Origin of the sequence: Leisingera sp. ANG-M6, assembly GCF_000813905.1 — a bacterium.
In the GTDB taxonomy this organism is placed as follows: Bacteria; Pseudomonadota; Alphaproteobacteria; order Rhodobacterales; family Rhodobacteraceae; genus Leisingera.
Genome location: NZ_JWLG01000013.1, coordinates 173,000 through 192,010, shown reverse-complemented (window position 1 = coordinate 192,010; position 19,011 = coordinate 173,000). Strand labels below are relative to the sequence as shown.

The window sequence follows — 19,011 nt, the reverse complement described above, 5'->3', positions numbered from 1 at the left end:
CACTGTGCCGTTCCGCTGGGTTTCGATCAAGCCAATGCGAAGTTCTCGCCACCATTGCCGCCGCCTGTTAGGCTGCCGGAAAACCGGAGGGGCAGATGGCAGAAACCGTAAAGCAACCGCTGTGGATGCGTTTTCTGATGTTTCTGGTGCCGGGGATTTTCATTCTGTTCGGCCTCATAGCCTTTCTCGACAACTGGCGGTTTGTGCGCCATGCGCAGCCCGCCGAAGCAGAAATTCTGTCAATTCGCTATGTTCACGGGACCCGCACGGATTCCGTCACCAAACGCACGGTCGACGACGGCGACTACTACCCCACAGTGCGCTACAGGGATGCGGCCGGCGATTGGTGGCAAGCGGAAACTTTTCTGCCAGTGTTCTTCACGCCGGAGGTGGGCCAGAAATTCGAGATCCTCTACCACGAGGAAAACCGCGGCTGGGTGCAGGAGCGGCATGGGTTCTTCACCACCTGGATGATGCCGCTGGTCATGGCCGGGCTGGGCATCGCCGGCGCCTTTGGCATGCGGTTTGCCCTGCGATCGATGTCGCGGGCAGACACAAGACGGCTGGCACAGAAGAACAGCACCGGCTGATGACTGCTTTGACGCAGGACAGGCTTGGGCCGCCGTCTGCGAACGAATCTTGATTGCCGGCCTTTGCGGATGTATCTGACAGCCATGACCCTCGTATTGGCGCAAAAGATCGAACTGCAAGACCGCGCGCGGCTGCGCGAACGGTTCTTTGGCGCCGCCCGCACGGTCCTGGCGCGCCTATAAGGTGCTTGCCCAGCCCAAAGCCAGCATACCCAATACATCACGGGAGAGGACCCATGTCCCCCAAGACACTCTATGACAAGATCTGGGATGCGCATGTAGCGCATGAAGCAGAGGACGGCACCAGCCTGCTCTATATCGACCGCCACCTGGTCCACGAAGTGACCAGCCCGCAGGCGTTTGAAGGCCTGCGCATGGCCGGCCGCAAGGTGCACGCGCCCGAAAAGACCATCGCGGTGCCGGACCACAACGTGCCGACCACACTCGACCGCGCCAAAGGCATCGAGAACGAGGAAAGCCGCATTCAGGTCGAGGCGCTCGACAAGAACGCCAAGGAATTCGGCGTGCATTACTACCCGGTGGATGACGTCCGTCAGGGCATCGTGCACATCGTCGGCCCGGAACAGGGCTGGACCCTGCCCGGCATGACCGTGGTTTGCGGCGACAGCCACACCGCCACCCACGGCGCCTTCGGCGCGCTGGCGCATGGCATCGGCACCTCCGAAGTGGAGCACGTGCTGGCCACCCAGACGCTGATCCAGAAGAAGTCCAAGAACATGAAGGTGGAGATCACCGGCAAGCTGAAGCCGGGCGTCACCGCCAAGGACATCACCCTGGCCGTGATCGGCGAGACCGGCACCGCCGGCGGCACCGGTTATGTCATCGAATACTGCGGCGAAGCAATCCGCGATCTGTCGATGGAAGGCCGCATGACCGTCTGCAACATGGCGATCGAAGGCGGCGCCCGCGCGGGCCTGATTGCGCCGGACGAGACCACCTTTGAATACGTCAAAGGCCGCCCGCACGCCCCGAAAGGCGCCCAATGGGAAGCCGCGTTGAACTGGTGGAAGACCCTCTACACCGACGAGGGAGCGCATTTCGACAAGGTCGTCACCCTGAAGGGCGAGGAGATTGAGCCGGTCGTGACCTGGGGCACCTCCCCTGAGGACGTGCTGCCGATCACCGGTGTGGTGCCAAACCCCGAGGACTTCTCCGGCGGCAAGGTCGAAGCGGCCCGCCGCTCGATCGAGTACATGGGCCTGACCCCCGGCCAGAAGCTCACCGACATCGAGATCGATACCGTGTTCATCGGCTCCTGCACCAACGGCCGTATCGAAGACCTGCGCGCCGTGGCAGACGTGGTGAAGGGCAAGAAGATCAAGGACGGCATGCGCGCCATGATCGTTCCGGGCTCCGGCCTGGTCCGCGCCCAGGCTGAGGAAGAAGGCCTGGCCGAGATCTTTGAGGCCGCCGGTTTCGAATGGCGCCTTGCGGGCTGCTCGATGTGCCTGGCAATGAACCCCGACCAGCTGGCCCCGGAAGAGCGCTGCGCCGCAACCTCGAACCGGAACTTCGAAGGCCGCCAGGGCTACAAGGGCCGCACCCATCTGGTGTCGCCTGCCATGGCCGCCGCTGCCGCGCTGACCGGGCGGCTGACGGATGTGCGTGAGCTGATCTGAACCTGAGGGGCCAACGATGCCGTCCAGCCCTTCCCTTCCCGCGGTCGCAAGCCTGTGGATCGGTGACAGCCTGAACTGGCTGCACGAACTGTCCTTGGCCAGTTTCGTGCAGCGCGGCCACGAGGTTGTGCTGTTCCACACCGGGCCTGCGGCACCGCCGGTTCCTGCAGGTGTCCGCACCTGCCCGGCGGCGGAAATCTGGGACCCTGCCAAGGCAGGGCACGGGGAGGCACCAGCCTCGATGCTGTCGGATCTGTTCCGTCTTTACCTGCTGAAGCAGACGGACATGATCTGGATCGACACCGATATGCTCTGCTGCCGGCCGTTGCCGGACGCGGACTATCACGTCGGCTATGAGCCGACACGGTCGATCAATGGCGCAGTCCTGCGGCTGCCGAAAGGCTCCGCAACGCTGAACCATCTGCTGGACTGGTTCGAGGACCCCGGGTTCGTGCCGCCCTGGCTGGGCCGCAGGATCCGCAAGGAAGTGGAAGCCGCGCCGCCCGGCAAGCGCCTGCTGACAGCCTTTGAGCTGCAGCGCCCGTCGCTTGGCCCCCGGGCGCTGGACTACACGCTGAACCTGACCGGTGAGGTCGAGCACGTGCGCGAGCCGGACGTGTTCTACCCGATCCGCGGCGTTCTGACCGATGTGCTGTTCAGCGGCAGCTGCCAGGAAGACGGCTGGCTTACGGACAACACGCTGGCCGTTCATCTTTATGCATCCATGGTGCGCCGCTACCACAAGGCGCACCGGCCCGAAAAACACAGCTTCATCGCACGCCACGCGCAGGAGATCGGCTTCGATCTCAGCGGTTTGAAGCACCAGAAACAAGGAAACGAGTAATGGAAAAGTTCCAGAAACTGCAGGGTATCGCCGCCCCGATGCCGCTGGTGAACATCGACACCGACATGATCATCCCCAAGGTGTTCCTGAAATCCATCCAGCGCACCGGCTTTGGCAAGAACCTGTTTGACGAGATGCGCTATAACCGCGACGGCACCGAGATCGAGGATTTCGTGCTGAACAAGCCGCAGTACCGCAACGCAGAAATCCTGGTGGCGGGCGACAACTTCGGCTGCGGCTCCAGCCGTGAGCACGCGCCCTGGGCAATCGCCGACTTTGGCATCAAGTGCATCGTGTCGACCTCTTTCGCCGACATCTTCTTCAACAACAGCTTCAAGAACGGCATCCTGCCGATCGTGCTGCCGCAGGAGCAGGTCGATGTGCTGATGGCCGACGCGGAAAAGGGCCAAAATGCCCGCATGACCGTGGACCTGGAAGCGCAGGAGATCACCACCTCCGACGGTGAAGTGATCCCGTTCGAAGTGGACGCATTCAAGAAGCACTGCCTGCTGAACGGTCTCGATGACATCGGCCTGACCATGGAAAAGGCCGACTCGATCAAGTCGTTCGAGGACAAGGCCGCGCAGGAACGCCCCTGGGTCTGATCCTGCAGCCGCAGCTGAAACACCTGGAAACCGCCCTGTCCCTGGGCGGTTTTCTTTTTGCCCGCCAGATTCGCGCCGCATTTCCGCCGCAATTGCCTGTTGGCGGCCCGCTTGTGCGCTGTACGCGCAGCAACACAGCATCTGGTAGCAAGCCCGCCAAGACCCTCAAATTCCACCAAAACTCTGATGCAATCCGGCACCAGTGCAGCAGCGAAAGTGGCCCTGCACCTGCTGCAGCCTCTTGAGCGGAAAGCCGCCCGCCTGCCACAATGGGGCAAAAATGAGGCAGAGCACCCCGGAGCACTTTGCGGGGGGCTTCAAATCCGGACCCAAGAGGCAAAACGCCCGTGCCGGTTTGAAGGGAATGAATAACGTGTTTGCACGCATCACAGGCGCGGCGTTCCGCGGCATACTGGTGGCCATGCTGTTTGCGATGCCGACGCTGATTCTGCCGGCAGCCGCCACCCAGTCGCCGGAGATCATCCTGTTCATCGCGCTTCTGGGCTCAGCCTTGGCGTTCAGCGAATACGCCTCGCATTTCCCCAGCTTCGTCGAATTCCGCAATGCCCCGCCCATCAACCGGATGCGTTTTGCAGCGGCAGCGGCCACCGTTGGCGCGCTCAGCCTGCTGGCGGCCCACCCGCAGGCCCCGACCGGGCTGACGGCGCTGGTGCAGCGGCTGGGCAGCTGGCTCGGCGGCCAGCTCGACTTTGCCTATTCCCCGGTGCAGCTGACAGTGCTGATGATGCCGCCGCAAGTGCCGGAGGCCGTGGTGCTGATGGTGCGGGATGCCGCTGGGTTGGCCAGCGCGGTTGTGGCAACTGCCATCGTTCTCTTTGCGCTGGTGATCCGGGTCGGTCACTGGCCGGTCGGCAGCGGCGCCTTCAACGTCTGGGTCAACCTGCCGCTGTTCGATCCCACTACCGGCGGCGACGTGGTGCAGCGGCTGCAGCGCGACGGCCGCGTCAACATCATCGGCGGCGTGCTGCTGCCCTTTGCCTTGCCTGCGGCGGTCAAGCTGGCCTCTGGCCTGGTGGACCCTGGCATGCTGGCCGCGCCGCATATGCTTATCTGGGTGATCAGCGCCTGGGCGCTGGTGCCTGCCTCAATGATCATGCGCGGCATGGCGATGCTGCGGATCGCCGGGCTGATCGCACAGAAGCGGCGTGCTGCCTGCGCTGATCCCGACGAGGCGCTGCAGACCGCATGAGGCGGCTGGCGGCGGGTCTCCTCCTGATCCTTGCCGCCGGGACGGGCTGGGCAGACACCCTGCGCATTGCCACCTTCAACACAGAATTGTCGCGTGACGGACCTGGCCTGTTGCTGCGCGATATCCTTCGCGGCAGCGACCCGCAGGTTGCTGCGGTGGTGAAGGTCATCGCCGCCGCGCAACCGGATGTGCTGGCGCTGCAAGGCATCGACTGGGACTACGAAGGCCAGGCACTGGCGGCGCTGTCCGCGCGGCTGGCGGATCATGGGCTGGATTACCCCTACCGCATTGCGCTGCAGCCTAATTCCGGCCTGCCGCCCCCTGCCCCGCTGGACATGGATGGCAACGGCAAGGCTGGTGAACCGCGCGACAATCAGGGCTATGGCCGGTTCCGCGGCCAGGGAGGCATTGCGCTGCTGTCCCGGCTGCCGGTAAATCATGACGGCATCCGCGACTTTTCTTCTCTGCTGTGGAAGGATCTGGCGGGTGCCCTGCTGCCGCAGCATCCGGATGGCAGCCCCTTTCCCTCCGCCGAGGCGCAGGCCGTGCAACGATTGTCCGCTACTGGTCATTGGCTGGTGCCGCTGATGCCACCGGATGGCTCCCGCCTGAATGTGATGACTTTCCACGCCACCCCGCCGCTGTTCGATGGGCCGGAAGACCGCAACGGGCTGCGCAACCGCGATGAAATCCGCCTATGGCAACTGCTGCTGGATGGCCAGCTTGGGCCGGCGCCAGACGGTGCTTTTGTCATTGCAGGCGACGCCAATCTCGATCCCGGGCGCGGGGAAGGCCGCAGAGACGCGATCCGCAGCCTGCTGTCGGATCCGCGCCTGCAGGATCCGCTCCCGCAGAGCCCGGAAGCAGGCACAGACACCGTCGAATGGCAAAACGCGGGCCGCATGCGGGTCGACTATGTGCTGCCTTCTGCCGGTCTGACCGTGACCGCCAGCGGTGTGGTGTGGCCAGACGGTCCGGATGACCCCGCAGCAGCCGCCAGCCGCCACCGGCTGGTCTGGGTTGATTTGTTGCTGGACTGACCCGGCCGGCGGCACCTTCATTGCGCAGGTAATCCCCCTTAATCCCCTTTATTTCCAAGGGGTGTTATTGACCCTGCCCCGCTGTCCCGCTACGCCCTTGCCAGCTGTTATTTTGGAGGATCCCCATGCCCAACCCATCGATTCTGATTCTGCCCGGCGACGGCATCGGCCCAGAGGTCATGGCCGAAGTGCGCAAGATCATCTCCTGGTTCGGAGACAAGCGCGGCCTGCAGTTCGATGTGAGCGAGGATCTGGTCGGCGGCGCGGCTTATGACAAGCACGGCAAGCCGCTGGCGGATGAGACCATGGCCAAGGCGCAGGACGTCGACGCAGTGCTGCTCGGCGCGGTGGGCGGCCCGGCCTATGACGATCTGGACTTCTCCGTGAAACCCGAGCGCGGCCTGCTGCGCTTGCGCAAGGAGATGGACCTTTACTCCAACCTGCGCCCGGCGCAGTGCTTTGACGCGCTGGCGGATTTCTCCTCGCTGAAGAAGGACATCGTTGCCGGTCTGGACATCATGATCGTGCGCGAGCTGACCTCCGGCGTTTACTTCGGCGAGCCGCGCGGCATCTTCGAAGAGGGCAACGAGCGCGTCGGCATCAACACCCAGCGCTACACCGAAAGCGAGATCGAGCGCGCCGCCCGTTCCGCGTTCGAACTGGCGATGCGCCGGGGCAAGAAGGTCTGCTCGATGGAGAAGGCCAACGTGATGGAATCCGGCATCCTGTGGCGCGAGGTTGTGACCCGCGTGGCAGCTGATTACCCCGAGGTCGAGCTGTCCCACATGTACGCCGACAACGGTGCAATGCAGCTGGTGCGTGCGCCCAAGCAGTTCGACGTGATCCTGACCGACAACCTGTTCGGCGACATCCTGTCCGACTGCGCCGCGATGCTGACCGGCTCGCTGGGCATGCTGCCCTCCGCTAGCTTGGGCGCGCCTATGGAAAACGGCCGCCCCAAGGCACTTTATGAACCCGTGCACGGCTCTGCGCCCGACATCGCAGGCCAAGGCAAGGCCAACCCGATCGCCTGCATCCTGAGCTTTGCGATGGCGCTGCGCTACAGCTTCGACCAAGGCGCCGAGGCCGACCGGCTGGAAGCCGCGGTCGAGAAGGTTCTGGCCGACGGCGTGCGCACCGCGGACCTGCTGGCAAGCGAAGGCGTGGAGCCGGTCTCCACTAGCCAGATGGGCGACGCAGTGATCGCAGCGCTGGACGCAAGCCTCTGATTTCCAGTCGCTAATCCGGAACTAACAAAGCCCCGCCCGGCCGCCGGAGCGGGGCTTTTTCGTGCCTGTGGAGCCGCAGCCTGCAGTGCCAAAAAGAATTCCCGAAAACCGCATCTTTCTGTGGAATCGCCCTTGTCAAACCCCGCGCCCTGAGCTATTTCGCCCTCCACGGTCGGAGTGTAGCTCAGCCTGGTAGAGCACTGTCTTCGGGAGGCAGGGGTCGGAGGTTCGAATCCTCTCACTCCGACCAATAAAACAAGGCGCCTTCGGGCGCCTTTTTTGTTGTCCGGGACACTTGGCCGCAAGGGACAATCAGGCTCAGGACGGATGCCAGCCCAAGCAGTCAGCCTGCTGCCATGTCACTATCCGGTTCGGGCAGTTGCAACCGGATGCCCAGGCTGAACCCATCGGGCGGATTTTTCAGAATGGCGATGCTGCCGCCCATAAGCTCCGCCAATTCGTCGCAGATCGACAGGCCCAGGCCGGACCCGCCCTTGTGCTGGGAAACCGCATTTTCGAGCTGAGTGAACCGCTCGAAAGCCCTGCCGCTGTCCTCTGCCGCTATGCCGGGACCAGTGTCGAGCACAGTGATGCTGATCGGACAGGCCGCCGCATTGTCACGCTCCAGCGCTATGGAGACGCTCCCCTTGGGAGTGAATTTCACCGCATTGTCGATCAGGTTGTTCACGATTTGGGTGACCTTCGGGAGATCAAGAAGCAGCTGTTCCGGCACATTAGCTGCCGTAGACACCCAGGTGCGCAACGGCTTGCCGTAACGGCTGGCGCTGGCTTCAAGCGCGTCCTGCCATTGGACAACCAGACCCGCTGTTTCCACAGGTTTTGGACTGAATTCCACCGCATCGGAATCAATCCGTGCGGTCTCCAGCACGTTGACCAGCTGAGTCATCAGCATCTCAGCAGCCCGGTGCCCGACATCCGCCCGCTCTCGGGTCTTGTCCGAGGCGGTTTCATCGCTCTTGATCAGGTGCAGCAGACCAAGGATCACATTCAGCGGTGTGCGGATCTCGTGGCTCATCGTAGCCAGAAAGGCAGTGCGGGCTTCGACGGCAGAATTTGCACGCGTCACCTCCGCAGCCAAGCCGGTAATGGCCGCCGCCAGCTCGGCTTCCCGCGCCTTCAGCTCTGTCAAATCGTTGTGCGCACCCAGCATCCGCACCGGCCGTCCGTTTTCATCCCTGATCGCCAGGCCGCGGCAGCGCACCGTAACCATATGACCGTCGGCATGGCGGTAGCGGACGATCTGGTCATAGGGGTGCTCCGGGTCCTCCAGGTGCTTGTGGAAGTTCTCAAGCGCCAGCGCCAGATCGTCGGGGTGAATCAGATCCTGCCACTCTGACGCAAAGTGCTGCTTTGTCTGCGGGTCCAGCCCGAACAGGCGCCAGAATTCCGGGCTCATCCATTCGTGTTCCGGCTTTTCCAGGTCCCAGTACCAGAGGCCGTCCAGCGACCCGATTTGAAGGAAGTCAAAGATGGCATCATCGCTTTTAACCAGATCGTACAGCTCACGCTTGAGATAATGCATATCCATCTGCCTTTGCTCGTGTCCGGCCCGCAACTAGCAATGTCAGATTTACTGCACGACGGCCAGCGCAATCAACGGGCGACTGCCTTCTGCTGGCCGCTCAGGCCGCTTTCATCGCCGAGCGCTTCAGCTGCTTCCACAGCACATCCAGCGTCTGCTTGGTGCTGCGCGGATCGCGGTAAAGGCGGATCTCCAGGTCGGTGCCCAGCCGTTCATCCACAATGGCAAAGCGGCCGGAGGCGATTTCTTCGCGGCACAGGCTCAGCGGCAGCCAGCCGATGCCGAACCCCTCCTGGATCATCGCCTTGACGCTGTTGGCCAGTGCGTTCTGGTTGACGACAAACACTTTCTGCCCAGGCAATAGCTGGGTCAACGCAAATTCCTGCACCGAGCGCAGCGCCGACACCGCACCATAAGAGAGCAGCGGCACTGCGTCCTTGCTGCCGGGTTTGAAAGCGAACTCCGCCGCGCCGTCCGTGGCTGTGCGGGACACCGGCACATAACGGTCGGTCGAGAGCGTCAGATACTCGAAATTTGCGACCTCCAATGGCCCCAGAAAATCCATTGACGGGTGCCAGTAGGTCAGGATCACATCGCAATAGCCCTGCTGCAGCGCGCTAACGAACTGGTCGGCGGCCCAAGAGGTGGAGTTGAGATCGGTATCCACCCCGCCCTCGCTGGCCAAGGGCGCAATCAGGGTCTTGTAGTGGGTCATATAGAGCGACTGCGAGGCGGCGAAGCGGATCACGTTTTCGCCGGCCGCGTCGATGGTCTGGCAGCGCTCGATGGTTTCCTCGTAGGTGCGCAGCATGATGCGGGACTGCGACAGGAACACCTCCCCGGCCGGGGTCAGCGTCAGCGGCAGCGTCTCGCGGTTGATCAGCCGAACGCCGATCTCATTCTCCAGTGCCCGGATCCGGCGCGAAAAGGCCGGCTGGCTGACATTACGTTCTTCGGCCGCGCGCGAGAAATTCTTGCACGCGACCAAAGCCTCGAAGTCCTTGAGCCAGATGATATCCAACTGGGCGTCCCGTCTTAACCGGCGGCCACCGCATCCAGCCTGTCTTCTTCGACGGCATGGCACGCAACCATGCTGCCGTCGGGCTGGTGAATGGCCTTGGGCTTTTCACTCTTGCATCGTGCGTCCGCAAAGGCGCAGCGGCTTTGGAACGGGCAGCCTGTGGGCAGGTTGATCGGCGTCGGAATCTCACCCTTGAGGCGGATGTGGTTCGGCCGGTCGTCCTTCAGCTGCGGCACCGCGGACAGCAAGGCCCGAGTATAGGGGTGTTTGGGGCTGGAGAACAATGTCCGGGTGTCGGCAACCTCGCAAACAGACCCAAGGTAAAGAACCGCAACACGGGTGCCAAAATGCTCCACCACGCTCAGATCGTGGGTGATGAACAGATAGGTGAGGCCGCGGCTTTCCTTGGCTTCCAGCATCAGGTTCAGCACCTGCGCCTGGATCGAGACGTCCAGCGCGCTGATCGGCTCATCGGCGATGATGAATTCCGGGTCCACTGTAAGGGCGCGGGCAATGGCGATCCGCTGGCGCTGGCCGCCGGAAAATTCATGCGGGTAACGCTTGGCCCAGCTGGGGTCGACGCCGACCGACAGCATCACCTCGGTCACCTTGTCGCGCACCTCCGCTGCCGAGGCGTTGGGATAATGGTGGCGCACCGGTTCTTCCAGCGCCTGCCGGATTGTCATGCGCGGGTTCAGCGAGGCATAGGGGTTCTGGAAGATCATCTGGATCTTCTTGCGCAGCGGCTGCATGCCGGCCCGCGACAGGTTGTCGATACGCTGGCCGCCATAGTGGATCTCACCTGCGGATGGGGTCAGCAGGCCCGCCACCAGCCTCGCCACGGTGGATTTACCGCAGCCGGACTCGCCCACCACGCACAGCGCCTCGCCCTTGCGGGCCTCCAGCGAGATGTTGTTTACGGCATGGACAGACCGGCTCTCGCGCACGATCTTGCCCTGCTTGAACTTGAGGGTTTCCAGAAAGCCCTGATCGAGATCGAACCGTTTTTCCAGGTTCTTGATCTCCAAGAGCGGGCGGTCAGTATTTGCGTCGCTCATGCCCGTGCCTCCTGACGGTCTTCATCGCTGTTCAGGCGCTGCACCTCGTGGCAGGCCACTTCGACCTCGCCATAGTGCACGATTTCCGGAACCCGGCTGCGGCAGAGATCAGTGGCGTATTTGCAGCGCGGATTGAAGGCGCAGCCGGCGGGGATGCTGGCCAGCCCCGGCATGTTGCCCGGTATCTGTTTCAGCCGCTGGCCCGGCAGTGTCTGCTGCGGCAGCGCGTTGATCAAACCTTGGGTATAGGGGTGCTGCGGGTCGTTGATGATCTCGCGGGTGCGGCCCGCTTCGATGGTCCGGCCGGCATACATCACCAGCGTGCGCTCAGTCATCTGGCTAACCACGCCCAGATCGTGGGTGATCAGGATCAGACCCACCTGGTTGGACTGGCACAGCTCCAGCATCAGCTCCATGATGTCAGCCTGGATGGTCACGTCCAGCGCGGTGGTCGGCTCATCCGCAATGATCAGCTGCGGGTCCAGCAGCAGCGCAATCGCAATGATGATCCGCTGGCGCATGCCGCCCGACAGCTCGTGCGGATATTGCTCCAGACGTTCCTCCGGCGAGGGGATATAGACCTCGCGCAGCTTGACGATTGCAATCTGGCGGGCTTCCTCATGGCTCAGCTTTCGGTGCGCCATCAGGGTCTCGATCATTTGCTGGCCAATCGTCAGCACCGGATTGAGCGTCACCATCGGATCCTGGAAAATCATCGCCATCCGGTTGCCGCGCAGGTTGCGCAAGCGCTTGTCGTTCATCTGAACGACATCCTCGCCGTCGAACAGGATCTTGCCGCTGTCGATGTAACCGGGCCGGCTAAGGAGGTTCATCAGCGAAAACCCGGTGATTGACTTGCCGGCACCGCTTTCGCCGACGATGCCAAGGCGCTCGCCCTTGGCCAGGTCGAAGGAGATGCCGTTGAGGGCAGTGACCGTCTGATCGCGCATGGCGAATTTGACGGTGAGGTCGCGAACGGAAAGAAGGCTCATCGCGTTACCCCTTGTAGAGTTTCGGGTTCAGGACGTCGCGCATCCAGTCGCCCAGCAGGTTGATGACAAGAACCAGCACCACCAGCACCACGCCGGGAATGGCGGTGATCCACCAGCTGCCGGAGAAGATGTAGTCGAAGCCGGAAGAGATCAGCGAGCCCAGCGACGGCTGGCTCGGCGGCATACCGAGGCCCAGGAAGCTGAGCGAGGCCTCGGAGATGATGGCATTGGCGACCTGCACGGTGGAGATCACAAAGATCGGCGACAGCGAGTTCGGCAGGATGTGCCGCACCATGATCCGCATGGGGCCGAAACCCAGCACCCGGGCGCTGTCGACATATTCCTTCTTCTTTTCGGCCAGCACAGTGGCGCGGACAGTGCGGGCGTATTGCGGCCACTCCGCCACCCCGATCACTGCGATCAGGAACACCACCGCATATTTGTTGAAGGTGTCGGTTCCGAACATCGCCTGCGTCACCGCCAGGAAGATGATCGCCACCATCAGGGTCGAGAACGACAGCTGGATATCAGCAAGCCGCATCAGCAGGCTGTCCAGGCGGCCGCCCACGTAACCAGCGATCAGACCGATGGAGATGCCCAGGAAGGCTTGCAGCGCGACTGCGCAGATGCCGATCAGCAGCGACAGGCGGGTCCCGTAGAGGATAGTCGACCACAGGTCGCGGCCCTGGTCGTCGGTGCCCAGCACAAACTCCGGCAGCGAGCCGCTGACCCAGGCAGGCGGGTATTCCGAGTTCATGATGTCGATCTGCGCCGGATCATAAGGGTCATAGGGCGCGATCACCGGCGCCAGGAAGGACGCAATGGCGATCAGCAGGAACACGATCATGCTCACCACCGCCACCGGGTTGCGGCGGAAGCTGTAGCCCATGTTGGAGTTCCAGATCTTGGACCAGCGCGAGGGTTCGGATTTCGGGTTCAGCGTTTCGGTGCTCATGCGCCCATCCTCGCAATATTCACGGTCGGGTTCACCAGGCCATAGATCAAGTCGACGATGGTATTGGTGACCACGAAGATGAAGCCGACAACAATCAGATAGGCCACGATCAGCGGGGTATCGACGCGGTTCACCGCCTCAAGGAACATGAAGCCCATGCCCGGCCACTGGAACACCGTCTCGGTCAGGATGGTGTAGGCCACCATGGTGCCGATCTGCACGCCGCCCACGGTGATCACCGGCAACAGCGTGTTCTTCAGCGCGTGCACAAAGTAGATGCGCCAGGGATTGATGCCCTTGGCCTTGGCATATTTGACGTATTCGGACTGCAGCACTTCCATCATTTCGGCGCGGATCAGGCGGACAAACAGCGGCAGCATGATGGAGGCCAGCGCAATCGAGGGCAGGATGATGTGCAGCCAGCCGTCTGCAGTGGCAAAGTTGGTCTCCCAGTAGCCCCAGATATGCACGGTGTCGCCGCGCCCGTAGGAAGGGAACCAGCCGTATTCCACAGAGAACACAAAGATCATCAGAATGGCGGTCAGGAACACCGGGATTGAGATGCCGACAATCGACAGGCCCATGATGATGCGGCTCAGGATGCTGTCAGGCTTGATCGCGGTGTAGACGCCCAGCGGCACCGAGAAGCCGACGATGATCAGCGTTGCGCCGAATACCAGCTCCAGCGTCGCGGGCAGCTTCTTCAGGATCACGTCCAGTGCCGGCTCCTTGAAGAAATAGGAGGTGCCCAGGTCGCCCTGCAGCGCATTGCCCGCAAACCGCAGGTACTGCGTCACGAAGCTGTCGTTCAGCCCCATCTCGTCGCGCAACTGCTGGCGCACTTCTTCGGAAACCGACTGCCCGACCAATTCGCGCAGCGGATCGCCCAGGTTGCCCTGGATGGCAAAGGCAATCAGCGAGATGACGAACATCACGGCAACCGCCTGAATCACTCGCTTGGCGAGATAGGCAAACATCGTCCTGACCTTTGTAGAGTTTGGTTACAGCGCAGGTCGCAGTGTCCGATGGAACCGCGGGTCCTGCAAGCACAGCCTTGGCGGCCGCTTGTTGTTTAAAAGGTCCGGGCCGGCCGGGGGAGACCGGCCCGGAAGTATTCAGTGATTAGCTGCCGGTTTCGACAACCAGGTCACCGAAGTAGGGGAAGTTAAGCGCGTTCACGATGTCGGCCGAGTTCATGCCGGACTTGGAACCCCATGCCAGGTTCTGCCAGTGCAGCGGGATGAAGGCGGCCTCGTCGTACAGAATACCTTCCAGCTTCTGCAGCATTTCCGCACGTTTGGCCGGATCGGTTTCCGCGTTGGCGGCATCCATCAGCGCATCTGCTTCCTCGTTGCAGTAGTTGCCCGAGTTGTACTGGCCGTTGCCGTTGTCCGGGTTCGGGCAGGCGGTCAGGAACTGGTGGAAGTTCGCCGAGTCCTCGGTGTCCGAATGCCAGCCGATCATCATCATGTCTGCTGCGCGCTCGTCAAAGGTCGGCCAGTACTGCGCCTTGGGCATGGTCTGCAGGTCAACTTTGATGTTGATCTGTGCCAGCATCGAAGCCACGGCTTGCGCGATCTTGTCGTCGTTCACATAGCGGTTGTTCGGCGCCATCATGGTGATCGAGAAGCCGTCGGCATAGCCTGCCTCAGCCATCAGGGCCTTGGCTTTATCCAGGTCGAAGCGCGGTGCCAGGGCTTCGTTGTAACCCAGGTAACCAGCCGGGCTGGCCTGCGCGCCCACGGTGCCGAAGCCGCGCATGATGCGGTCAACGATGCCTGCGTTGTTGACAGCATAGTCGATTGCCTGGCGGACACGGGCGTCCTTGAAGGCCTCGACACGGTTCTGATTCATCTGGAAGGTGATGATACGGGTGCCGGGCATGGTGATCAGGTCAACGCCCTCAGCCTCTTCCACACGCTTCAGGTCGGTCGGCGGAACCGGCGCGATGAAGTCCACGTCGCCGGACAGCAGGGCTGCCACGCGGGTCGGGTCTTCTTTGATCGGGGTCAGAACGATCTTGTCGACATTACCCGCATCAGCGTCCCAGTAGCCGTCGAAGCGGTCAAACACGACGCGCACGCCCTGCTCACGCTCGGAAACCACAAACGGGCCGGTGCCGGAAACGTTGCGCGAAGCAAAGCTGTCACCGTGCTTGACGATTTCGCCCTTGTCTTTGCCGTCATCGGTGGTGCCGGTGTAATACGCGCTGTCCATCGGGAAGATGTAAGTCGCGGTATGCAGCACCAGCGGATAGGGCTCAGAGGTCTTGAGGTCGAAGGTCATGTCGTCGACGACTTCGACATCGGTGAAGGGGGCGAAAATCGCCTTGAAGTCGTCGCTCGCCTTCAGGCGGTCAAAGGTCCAGTCGACGTCCTTGGCGGTCAGCGCATTGCCGCTGTGGAAGGTAACACCGCTGCGCAGCTTGAAGCGCATGGTGGTCTCGTCGATCTGTTCCCAGCTTTCGGCCAGGCGCGGTTCGAACTGCAGGTCCTTTGTCCAGCGCACCAGCGGGTCAAAGACCATGTGCGACAGCTGCAGCGTGCCGCCGGACAGTTGTTCATGCGGATCCAGCGAAACCGGGTCAGCGTCATAGGCAACGCGCACGGTGGTTTCGGCATAGGCAACCGGTGCCATCGCCACCACCGCAGCAGCCGCCAGGCTTCTGACAAATTTCGTCATTAGGCATACTCCCCTGTGATTATGCCGCAAACGCTATCCTGCGCTGCGCAAACTGTGAAATGCCGATATCGCATAGGGTATGCAGGATGCACATCGGAGCTATGCGATTATTGAATATCTCTTTAATGCTATAGACTTAGGTGCCTGTAACATTGCTCAGCCTCACCCGCCTCTTTTGCATGAAGCACCCAAAACTGCCCCTCGTTTAGTTACTCAGCGGACCGCCGGAGGCACGGGTCAACCTGGCAGCAAGTGCTTCGCCGAAGGCTTTCTCCGACTGTTTATTAGCGGCGGACAATGGGGAGGCGCTGCAGCTTGGGGGGTAAGCCCTGATGTGGTATTGTTCGTCAGAAGTTACGTTGAGGCTGGCTCGAGCAGGGTCATTTTCTCGGGAGGGGACGTAGCTGCCATGAAGGTTAATAACGAGTTCAAGGGCCTGTTGCCCGCATTGTTTACTGCTGCACTCATTTCAATGCTGCCGGCTCAACCTGGCGCCCAAGTGCGCGAGGAAAGCCACGGAGTTGTTCTCCTGCGAGGGCTGCCAACGCTGGAAACGGCTCACAGCATCGCCATCGTCGAGCTGGATCCAGAGCAGGAAAATTTCGGTGAAATCCTGAGCGAAGTCACGCAACCGGACATGACGCATCCGCTGCATCACCTGTATTACAGCCCAGCCGGGCGGCTGTATGCAACCGGTTTGGACCCGGTCTGCAGCCTGGCGGAGATCGGCCTGGAGCGGGACGCAACCGGAGCGCCGCAGGTCACCGGTTTCGAATGCCTCGACACCCAAGGCCAGATGGTGGGCGAAGACATCATGTGGCATTCCTCCAATGGCACGGAGTACATGTTTGTCACCTTCATGGGCGGCACCGGCGGCGATGACGGCGGAACGCTGGGCGTGTTCGACCCGCAGACAAACGCGGTTGTGAAAGTCATCGAAGCGCGGCCAAGCGAAGTCGGCGCGGACAAGCCCTACATCATGTATCCACATGGCATCTCCGCCTATCAGGACCGGATGATCATCACTTCCACGGTGCACCCCGACCTGGCCACGGGCGTGGGAAATGCGCTGACCGTGATTGATCTCAACACGCTGGAGCCCATCCAGAACATTGTCGTGGAAAACGAAAAGCCGCTGGGTTTCCCGTCGTCACCTGTGGAAGTCCTGTTTGCCCGGCCGTCCATGAACGAAAACATCAAACCGGCCGTGCTGGTGAATACGATGTTCGGATTCGAAACCTGGAAAGTGCCTTATGACGAAGCCTCCAAGACATTCGGAGATCCCGAGGTGCTCTATAGCGGTGCCGCAAACAATACCGCTGTGCCGCTGGAGTTCTATGGCACCGATACCGAACTGTTCATCAGCCATGCCCTGCCCGGCGTGGTGAAGCGCTACGATCTCGCCAAGCTGCCCGACCTGGTGTCTTCCGGGCCGGATATTCAGGCAGCGCCCGGCGCGCACCACATGATCTTCTTCACATCCAAGTCCGGCCGTGACCTGATCGCGGTCCAGAACAACCTGCTGAACCTTGGCAACGCAGCTGATAATGACCCGACAGATGTGGATTTCATCGCCGCGCTGAACGCCCACACGATCACCGTGCATGATCTCGCCACCGGCGAGCAGCTGGGATCAGTGAACTTCAGGGAAAAGTACAGCAAGGGCGTAGACAACCTGGAAGGGCTGTTCGGGTCCGGGTTTGTGCATCACCACTGAGGAAGCAGCAGGATGGCTCGCCAGCGCTGGATCGCAACCGCCGCTGCGGTGGTGGCCATCGGTACGGGAGCGTCCTTCGTCATCAGGGCGCTGCCACCCGATCCGACGCCGGTTGCGGATTTTTCCGCCCCTTTTGTATTCGGGCGCTTCTCTGTCCCGCAGGACAATCCCCTGACCGAAGAGGCGTTCGCCCTCGGGCGGAGGCTGTTTTACGATCCCGCCCTATCCGGCGGCAATGACCGGTCCTGCGCGACCTGCCATATCCAGCGGCTGGCTTTCACCGACGGCCTGCCAACTGCTGCCGGGCTGAATGGGGAAAGCCTGGAATTCAGCAGTATGAGTCTGGTGAATCTTCTGTGGGGGCAGGAGCGGTTTTTCTGGGACGGCCGGGCCCTGTCCCTTGAGCAGCAGGCCCTGCTCCCGATCGAGAACCCCCAGGAAATGGCACAGGATCTGGAAGAGCTGGTCCGCGAACTGAAAGGGTCCCGGCAGTACCGGCGCATGTTCCGGCAGGCCTATGGCGAAGTGTCATCCGAGAATATCGCGCGGGCGCTGGCCACGTTCATGCGCATGCTCATCTCTGCTGGTTCCAAGTATGACCGTTTCCTGCGCGGCGAGGCGGTGCTGACCGAGCAGGAGGAACTGGGCCGCAAGCTCTTCATGGCCCACCCGGACACCAAGGTCTCTTTGCGCGGCGGCAACTGCATTGATTGCCACAGCCAGTTTCTGACCTCAGGCTTCCGGGATGGGCTGGACGGTTTTTCCAACAACGGGCTGGACAAGGACGAGGATTTGCCCGCGGGTCTCATGGCTGTAACAGGCAACCCGGCACACAAGGGCTTCTTCAAAGTGCCAACGCTGCGCAACATCGCCGTCACGGCCCCTTACATGCATGACGGGCGCCTGCAGACGCTTGAAGACGTGATGGACCACTACAACGGCGGAGTGGTGGTCAGCCCCACTCTGAGCCCGCTCATACTTGAAGCTGACAACGCCGCCTCACCTCCCGGTTCCTTTGTTGGATTACGTCTGACGGACAGCGAGAAAGCCGCAATCATCGCATTTCTGCACACCCTGACGGATGAAGCATTCCTGTCGGATGCCCGATTTTCCAATCCTCTTGAAGGAGAGTTGTGATGTCCGGAATGAAGCCGATCCACATCAATGTCTTGCTGGCCTTCCTGCTGGCGCTTACCGTTTGGCACGCGTTCCGGAAAACGGATCCGCCCGCCAGCCAGCTGCGCCTCGTCTTCCAGGCAGAGGCCAATGGGCAGAAGCTGGTTTTTGACCAGTTCCATTACAAGAACCCAAACGGTCCCGGGCAGTTCAGGGTACAGAATTTTCGTTTCTACATCAGCAATATCAAACTGTCGGGCGAAGATGGCACCTATTTGGAGCCGGACAGCTACCATCTGGTCCGGTTCGGTGCTGGAAATGAGAGTTTTGCAGTAGAACTGAACAACATACCGCTGAGGTCCTATTCCGGCCTCTCCTTTTCAATCGGCATAGACGAGCAGGCGAACGCTTCCATCGAACCGCGCGGCGATCTGGACCCGAACAGCCAAATGGCCTGGAACTGGGAAGTGGGCTACAAGTTTGTCGTGTTCGAAGGCAGCCTGAGCTTGGATGATGCCATCCTGCCCCTGGTCTATCACCTGGGCTTTGATGAGAACCGGCGCGACTTACAGTTCTCTTTGCCCGCCGAAGAACAATTGAGCAGCACGAGCGCAAAAAACTTCAAAGTTGACGTCATGGAACTGTTCAGCGGCGCATCTGCATTCAACATGGCACAAACCCAGTCAGTAAAATTTGACCGTCAGGACGCCCGGAGGCTGGCGGAAAACTACGCCAGAATGATCTCAATCGCAGGTAACTGATTGCACAG

At 61.5% G+C, this 19,011-nt stretch carries 18 protein-coding genes and 1 tRNA gene; 12 read left to right on the top strand and 7 right to left on the bottom strand.

The features are described 5' to 3' along the window. Nucleotides 1-95 precede the first annotated feature (95 nt). The 9 genes from RA24_RS10795 to RA24_RS10755 all read left to right on the top strand — a co-directional run bounded on the left by RA24_RS10795 (nt 96) and on the right by RA24_RS10755 (nt 7,408). Nucleotides 96-590: a DUF3592 domain-containing protein gene (locus RA24_RS10795; RefSeq protein ID WP_039151225.1), complete on the top strand. Its 495-nt coding sequence runs from the start codon at nt 96-98 to the stop codon at nt 588-590. 84 nt (nt 591-674) lie between these two features. Then, nucleotides 675-773: an isopropylmalate isomerase gene (locus RA24_RS10790; protein WP_226429013.1), complete on the top strand. Its 99-nt coding sequence runs from the start codon at nt 675-677 to the stop codon at nt 771-773. 53 nt (nt 774-826) lie between these two features. Beyond that, nucleotides 827-2,230 carry a 3-isopropylmalate dehydratase large subunit gene (leuC, locus tag RA24_RS10785; RefSeq protein WP_019297358.1) on the top strand — a complete coding sequence of 468 codons (1,404 nt, stop codon included), beginning with the start codon at nt 827-829 and terminating at the stop codon, nt 2,228-2,230. A 16-nt stretch (nt 2,231-2,246) separates the two neighbouring features. Then, complete coding sequence (locus tag RA24_RS21775; RefSeq protein ID WP_052254272.1) at nt 2,247-3,074, top strand: hypothetical protein; 828 nt, start codon at nt 2,247-2,249, stop codon at nt 3,072-3,074. Further along, nucleotides 3,074-3,679, top strand: a complete 606-nt coding sequence (gene leuD / locus RA24_RS10775) for a 3-isopropylmalate dehydratase small subunit (protein WP_019297360.1) — start codon at nt 3,074-3,076, stop codon at nt 3,677-3,679. The genes RA24_RS21775 and leuD overlap by 1 nt, the downstream gene beginning before the upstream one ends. Before the next feature lie 373 nt (nt 3,680-4,052). Continuing rightward, nucleotides 4,053-4,889: a hypothetical protein gene (locus RA24_RS10770; RefSeq protein WP_039191786.1), complete on the top strand. Its 837-nt coding sequence runs from the start codon at nt 4,053-4,055 to the stop codon at nt 4,887-4,889. Further along, complete coding sequence (locus RA24_RS10765) at nt 4,886-5,929, top strand: endonuclease/exonuclease/phosphatase family protein (RefSeq protein WP_019297362.1); 1,044 nt, start codon at nt 4,886-4,888, stop codon at nt 5,927-5,929. The genes RA24_RS10770 and RA24_RS10765 overlap by 4 nt, the downstream gene beginning before the upstream one ends. Before the next feature lie 125 nt (nt 5,930-6,054). Then, nucleotides 6,055-7,158 (top strand): 3-isopropylmalate dehydrogenase, encoded by a 1,104-nt coding sequence (gene leuB / locus RA24_RS10760; RefSeq protein WP_019297363.1) that lies wholly within the window; start codon nt 6,055-6,057, stop codon nt 7,156-7,158. A 173-nt stretch (nt 7,159-7,331) separates the two neighbouring features. Then, nucleotides 7,332-7,408 (top strand) — tRNA-Pro (locus tag RA24_RS10755). 93 nt (nt 7,409-7,501) lie between these two features. Here the strand turns inward: RA24_RS10755 and RA24_RS21770 are convergent. From RA24_RS21770 to RA24_RS10720, 7 genes are all read right to left on the bottom strand, one after another. Then, nucleotides 7,502-8,707, bottom strand: a complete 1,206-nt coding sequence (locus tag RA24_RS21770; protein ID WP_052257702.1) for a PAS domain-containing sensor histidine kinase — start codon at nt 8,705-8,707, stop codon at nt 7,502-7,504. 94 nt (nt 8,708-8,801) lie between these two features. Continuing rightward, on the bottom strand, nt 8,802-9,722 hold the full coding sequence (locus RA24_RS10745; protein WP_019297365.1) for a LysR family transcriptional regulator: 921 nt from the start codon (nt 9,720-9,722) through the stop codon (nt 8,802-8,804). A 14-nt stretch (nt 9,723-9,736) separates the two neighbouring features. After that, nucleotides 9,737-10,780: an ABC transporter ATP-binding protein gene (locus tag RA24_RS10740; protein WP_019297366.1), complete on the bottom strand. Its 1,044-nt coding sequence runs from the start codon at nt 10,778-10,780 to the stop codon at nt 9,737-9,739. After that, nucleotides 10,777-11,772, bottom strand: coding sequence for an ABC transporter ATP-binding protein (locus tag RA24_RS10735; protein WP_039191466.1), 996 nt, complete (start codon nt 11,770-11,772; stop codon nt 10,777-10,779). Before RA24_RS10735 ends, RA24_RS10740 begins: the two co-directional genes overlap by 4 nt. Nucleotides 11,773-11,776: 4 nt before the next feature. Beyond that, a complete protein-coding gene (locus RA24_RS10730) occupies nt 11,777-12,727 on the bottom strand; it encodes an ABC transporter permease (RefSeq protein WP_019297368.1) in 951 nt (316 codons plus the stop codon). Next, complete coding sequence (locus RA24_RS10725; protein ID WP_039191465.1) at nt 12,724-13,704, bottom strand: ABC transporter permease; 981 nt, start codon at nt 13,702-13,704, stop codon at nt 12,724-12,726. Before RA24_RS10725 ends, RA24_RS10730 begins: the two co-directional genes overlap by 4 nt. Before the next feature lie 145 nt (nt 13,705-13,849). Next, a complete protein-coding gene (locus RA24_RS10720) occupies nt 13,850-15,409 on the bottom strand; it encodes an ABC transporter substrate-binding protein (protein WP_039191462.1) in 1,560 nt (519 codons plus the stop codon). A 409-nt stretch (nt 15,410-15,818) separates the two neighbouring features. On the opposite strand from RA24_RS10720, the gene RA24_RS10715 reads away from it, so the two are divergent. The 3 genes from RA24_RS10715 to RA24_RS21765 are packed head-to-tail and all read left to right on the top strand — an operon-like array spanning nt 15,819 to nt 19,003. Further along, nucleotides 15,819-17,126 (top strand): hypothetical protein, encoded by a 1,308-nt coding sequence (locus tag RA24_RS10715; RefSeq protein ID WP_039151205.1) that lies wholly within the window; start codon nt 15,819-15,821, stop codon nt 17,124-17,126. A 12-nt stretch (nt 17,127-17,138) separates the two neighbouring features. Next, nucleotides 17,139-18,263, top strand: a complete 1,125-nt coding sequence (locus RA24_RS10710; protein WP_039191459.1) for a cytochrome-c peroxidase — start codon at nt 17,139-17,141, stop codon at nt 18,261-18,263. Then, nucleotides 18,263-19,003, top strand: coding sequence for an MbnP family protein (locus RA24_RS21765; protein ID WP_052269582.1), 741 nt, complete (start codon nt 18,263-18,265; stop codon nt 19,001-19,003). Before RA24_RS10710 ends, RA24_RS21765 begins: the two co-directional genes overlap by 1 nt. Nucleotides 19,004-19,011: the final 8 nt, after the last annotated feature.

Excerpts from the sequence above, each read along its gene's own strand:
- RA24_RS21765 (WP_052269582.1), top strand. The coding sequence starts at position 18,263 with ATGTCCGGAATGAAGCCGATCCACATCAATGTCTTGCTGGCCTTCCTG.
- leuB (WP_019297363.1), top strand. The coding sequence starts at position 6,055 with ATGCCCAACCCATCGATTCTGATTCTGCCCGGCGACGGCATCGGCCCA.
- RA24_RS10710 (WP_039191459.1), top strand. The coding sequence starts at position 17,139 with ATGGCTCGCCAGCGCTGGATCGCAACCGCCGCTGCGGTGGTGGCCATC.
- RA24_RS10795 (WP_039151225.1), top strand. The coding sequence starts at position 96 with ATGGCAGAAACCGTAAAGCAACCGCTGTGGATGCGTTTTCTGATGTTT.
- RA24_RS10730 (WP_019297368.1), bottom strand. The coding sequence starts at position 12,727 with ATGAGCACCGAAACGCTGAACCCGAAATCCGAACCCTCGCGCTGGTCC.
- RA24_RS10765 (WP_019297362.1), top strand. The coding sequence starts at position 4,886 with ATGAGGCGGCTGGCGGCGGGTCTCCTCCTGATCCTTGCCGCCGGGACG.
- RA24_RS21775 (WP_052254272.1), top strand. The coding sequence starts at position 2,247 with ATGCCGTCCAGCCCTTCCCTTCCCGCGGTCGCAAGCCTGTGGATCGGT.
- RA24_RS10735 (WP_039191466.1), bottom strand. The coding sequence starts at position 11,772 with ATGAGCCTTCTTTCCGTTCGCGACCTCACCGTCAAATTCGCCATGCGC.
- RA24_RS10740 (WP_019297366.1), bottom strand. The coding sequence starts at position 10,780 with ATGAGCGACGCAAATACTGACCGCCCGCTCTTGGAGATCAAGAACCTG.
- RA24_RS10720 (WP_039191462.1), bottom strand. The coding sequence starts at position 15,409 with ATGACGAAATTTGTCAGAAGCCTGGCGGCTGCTGCGGTGGTGGCGATG.
- RA24_RS10725 (WP_039191465.1), bottom strand. The coding sequence starts at position 13,704 with ATGTTTGCCTATCTCGCCAAGCGAGTGATTCAGGCGGTTGCCGTGATG.
- RA24_RS10790 (WP_226429013.1), top strand. The coding sequence starts at position 675 with ATGACCCTCGTATTGGCGCAAAAGATCGAACTGCAAGACCGCGCGCGG.
- leuD (WP_019297360.1), top strand. The coding sequence starts at position 3,074 with ATGGAAAAGTTCCAGAAACTGCAGGGTATCGCCGCCCCGATGCCGCTG.
- RA24_RS21770 (WP_052257702.1), bottom strand. The coding sequence starts at position 8,707 with ATGGATATGCATTATCTCAAGCGTGAGCTGTACGATCTGGTTAAAAGC.
- leuC (WP_019297358.1), top strand. The coding sequence starts at position 827 with ATGTCCCCCAAGACACTCTATGACAAGATCTGGGATGCGCATGTAGCG.
- RA24_RS10715 (WP_039151205.1), top strand. The coding sequence starts at position 15,819 with ATGAAGGTTAATAACGAGTTCAAGGGCCTGTTGCCCGCATTGTTTACT.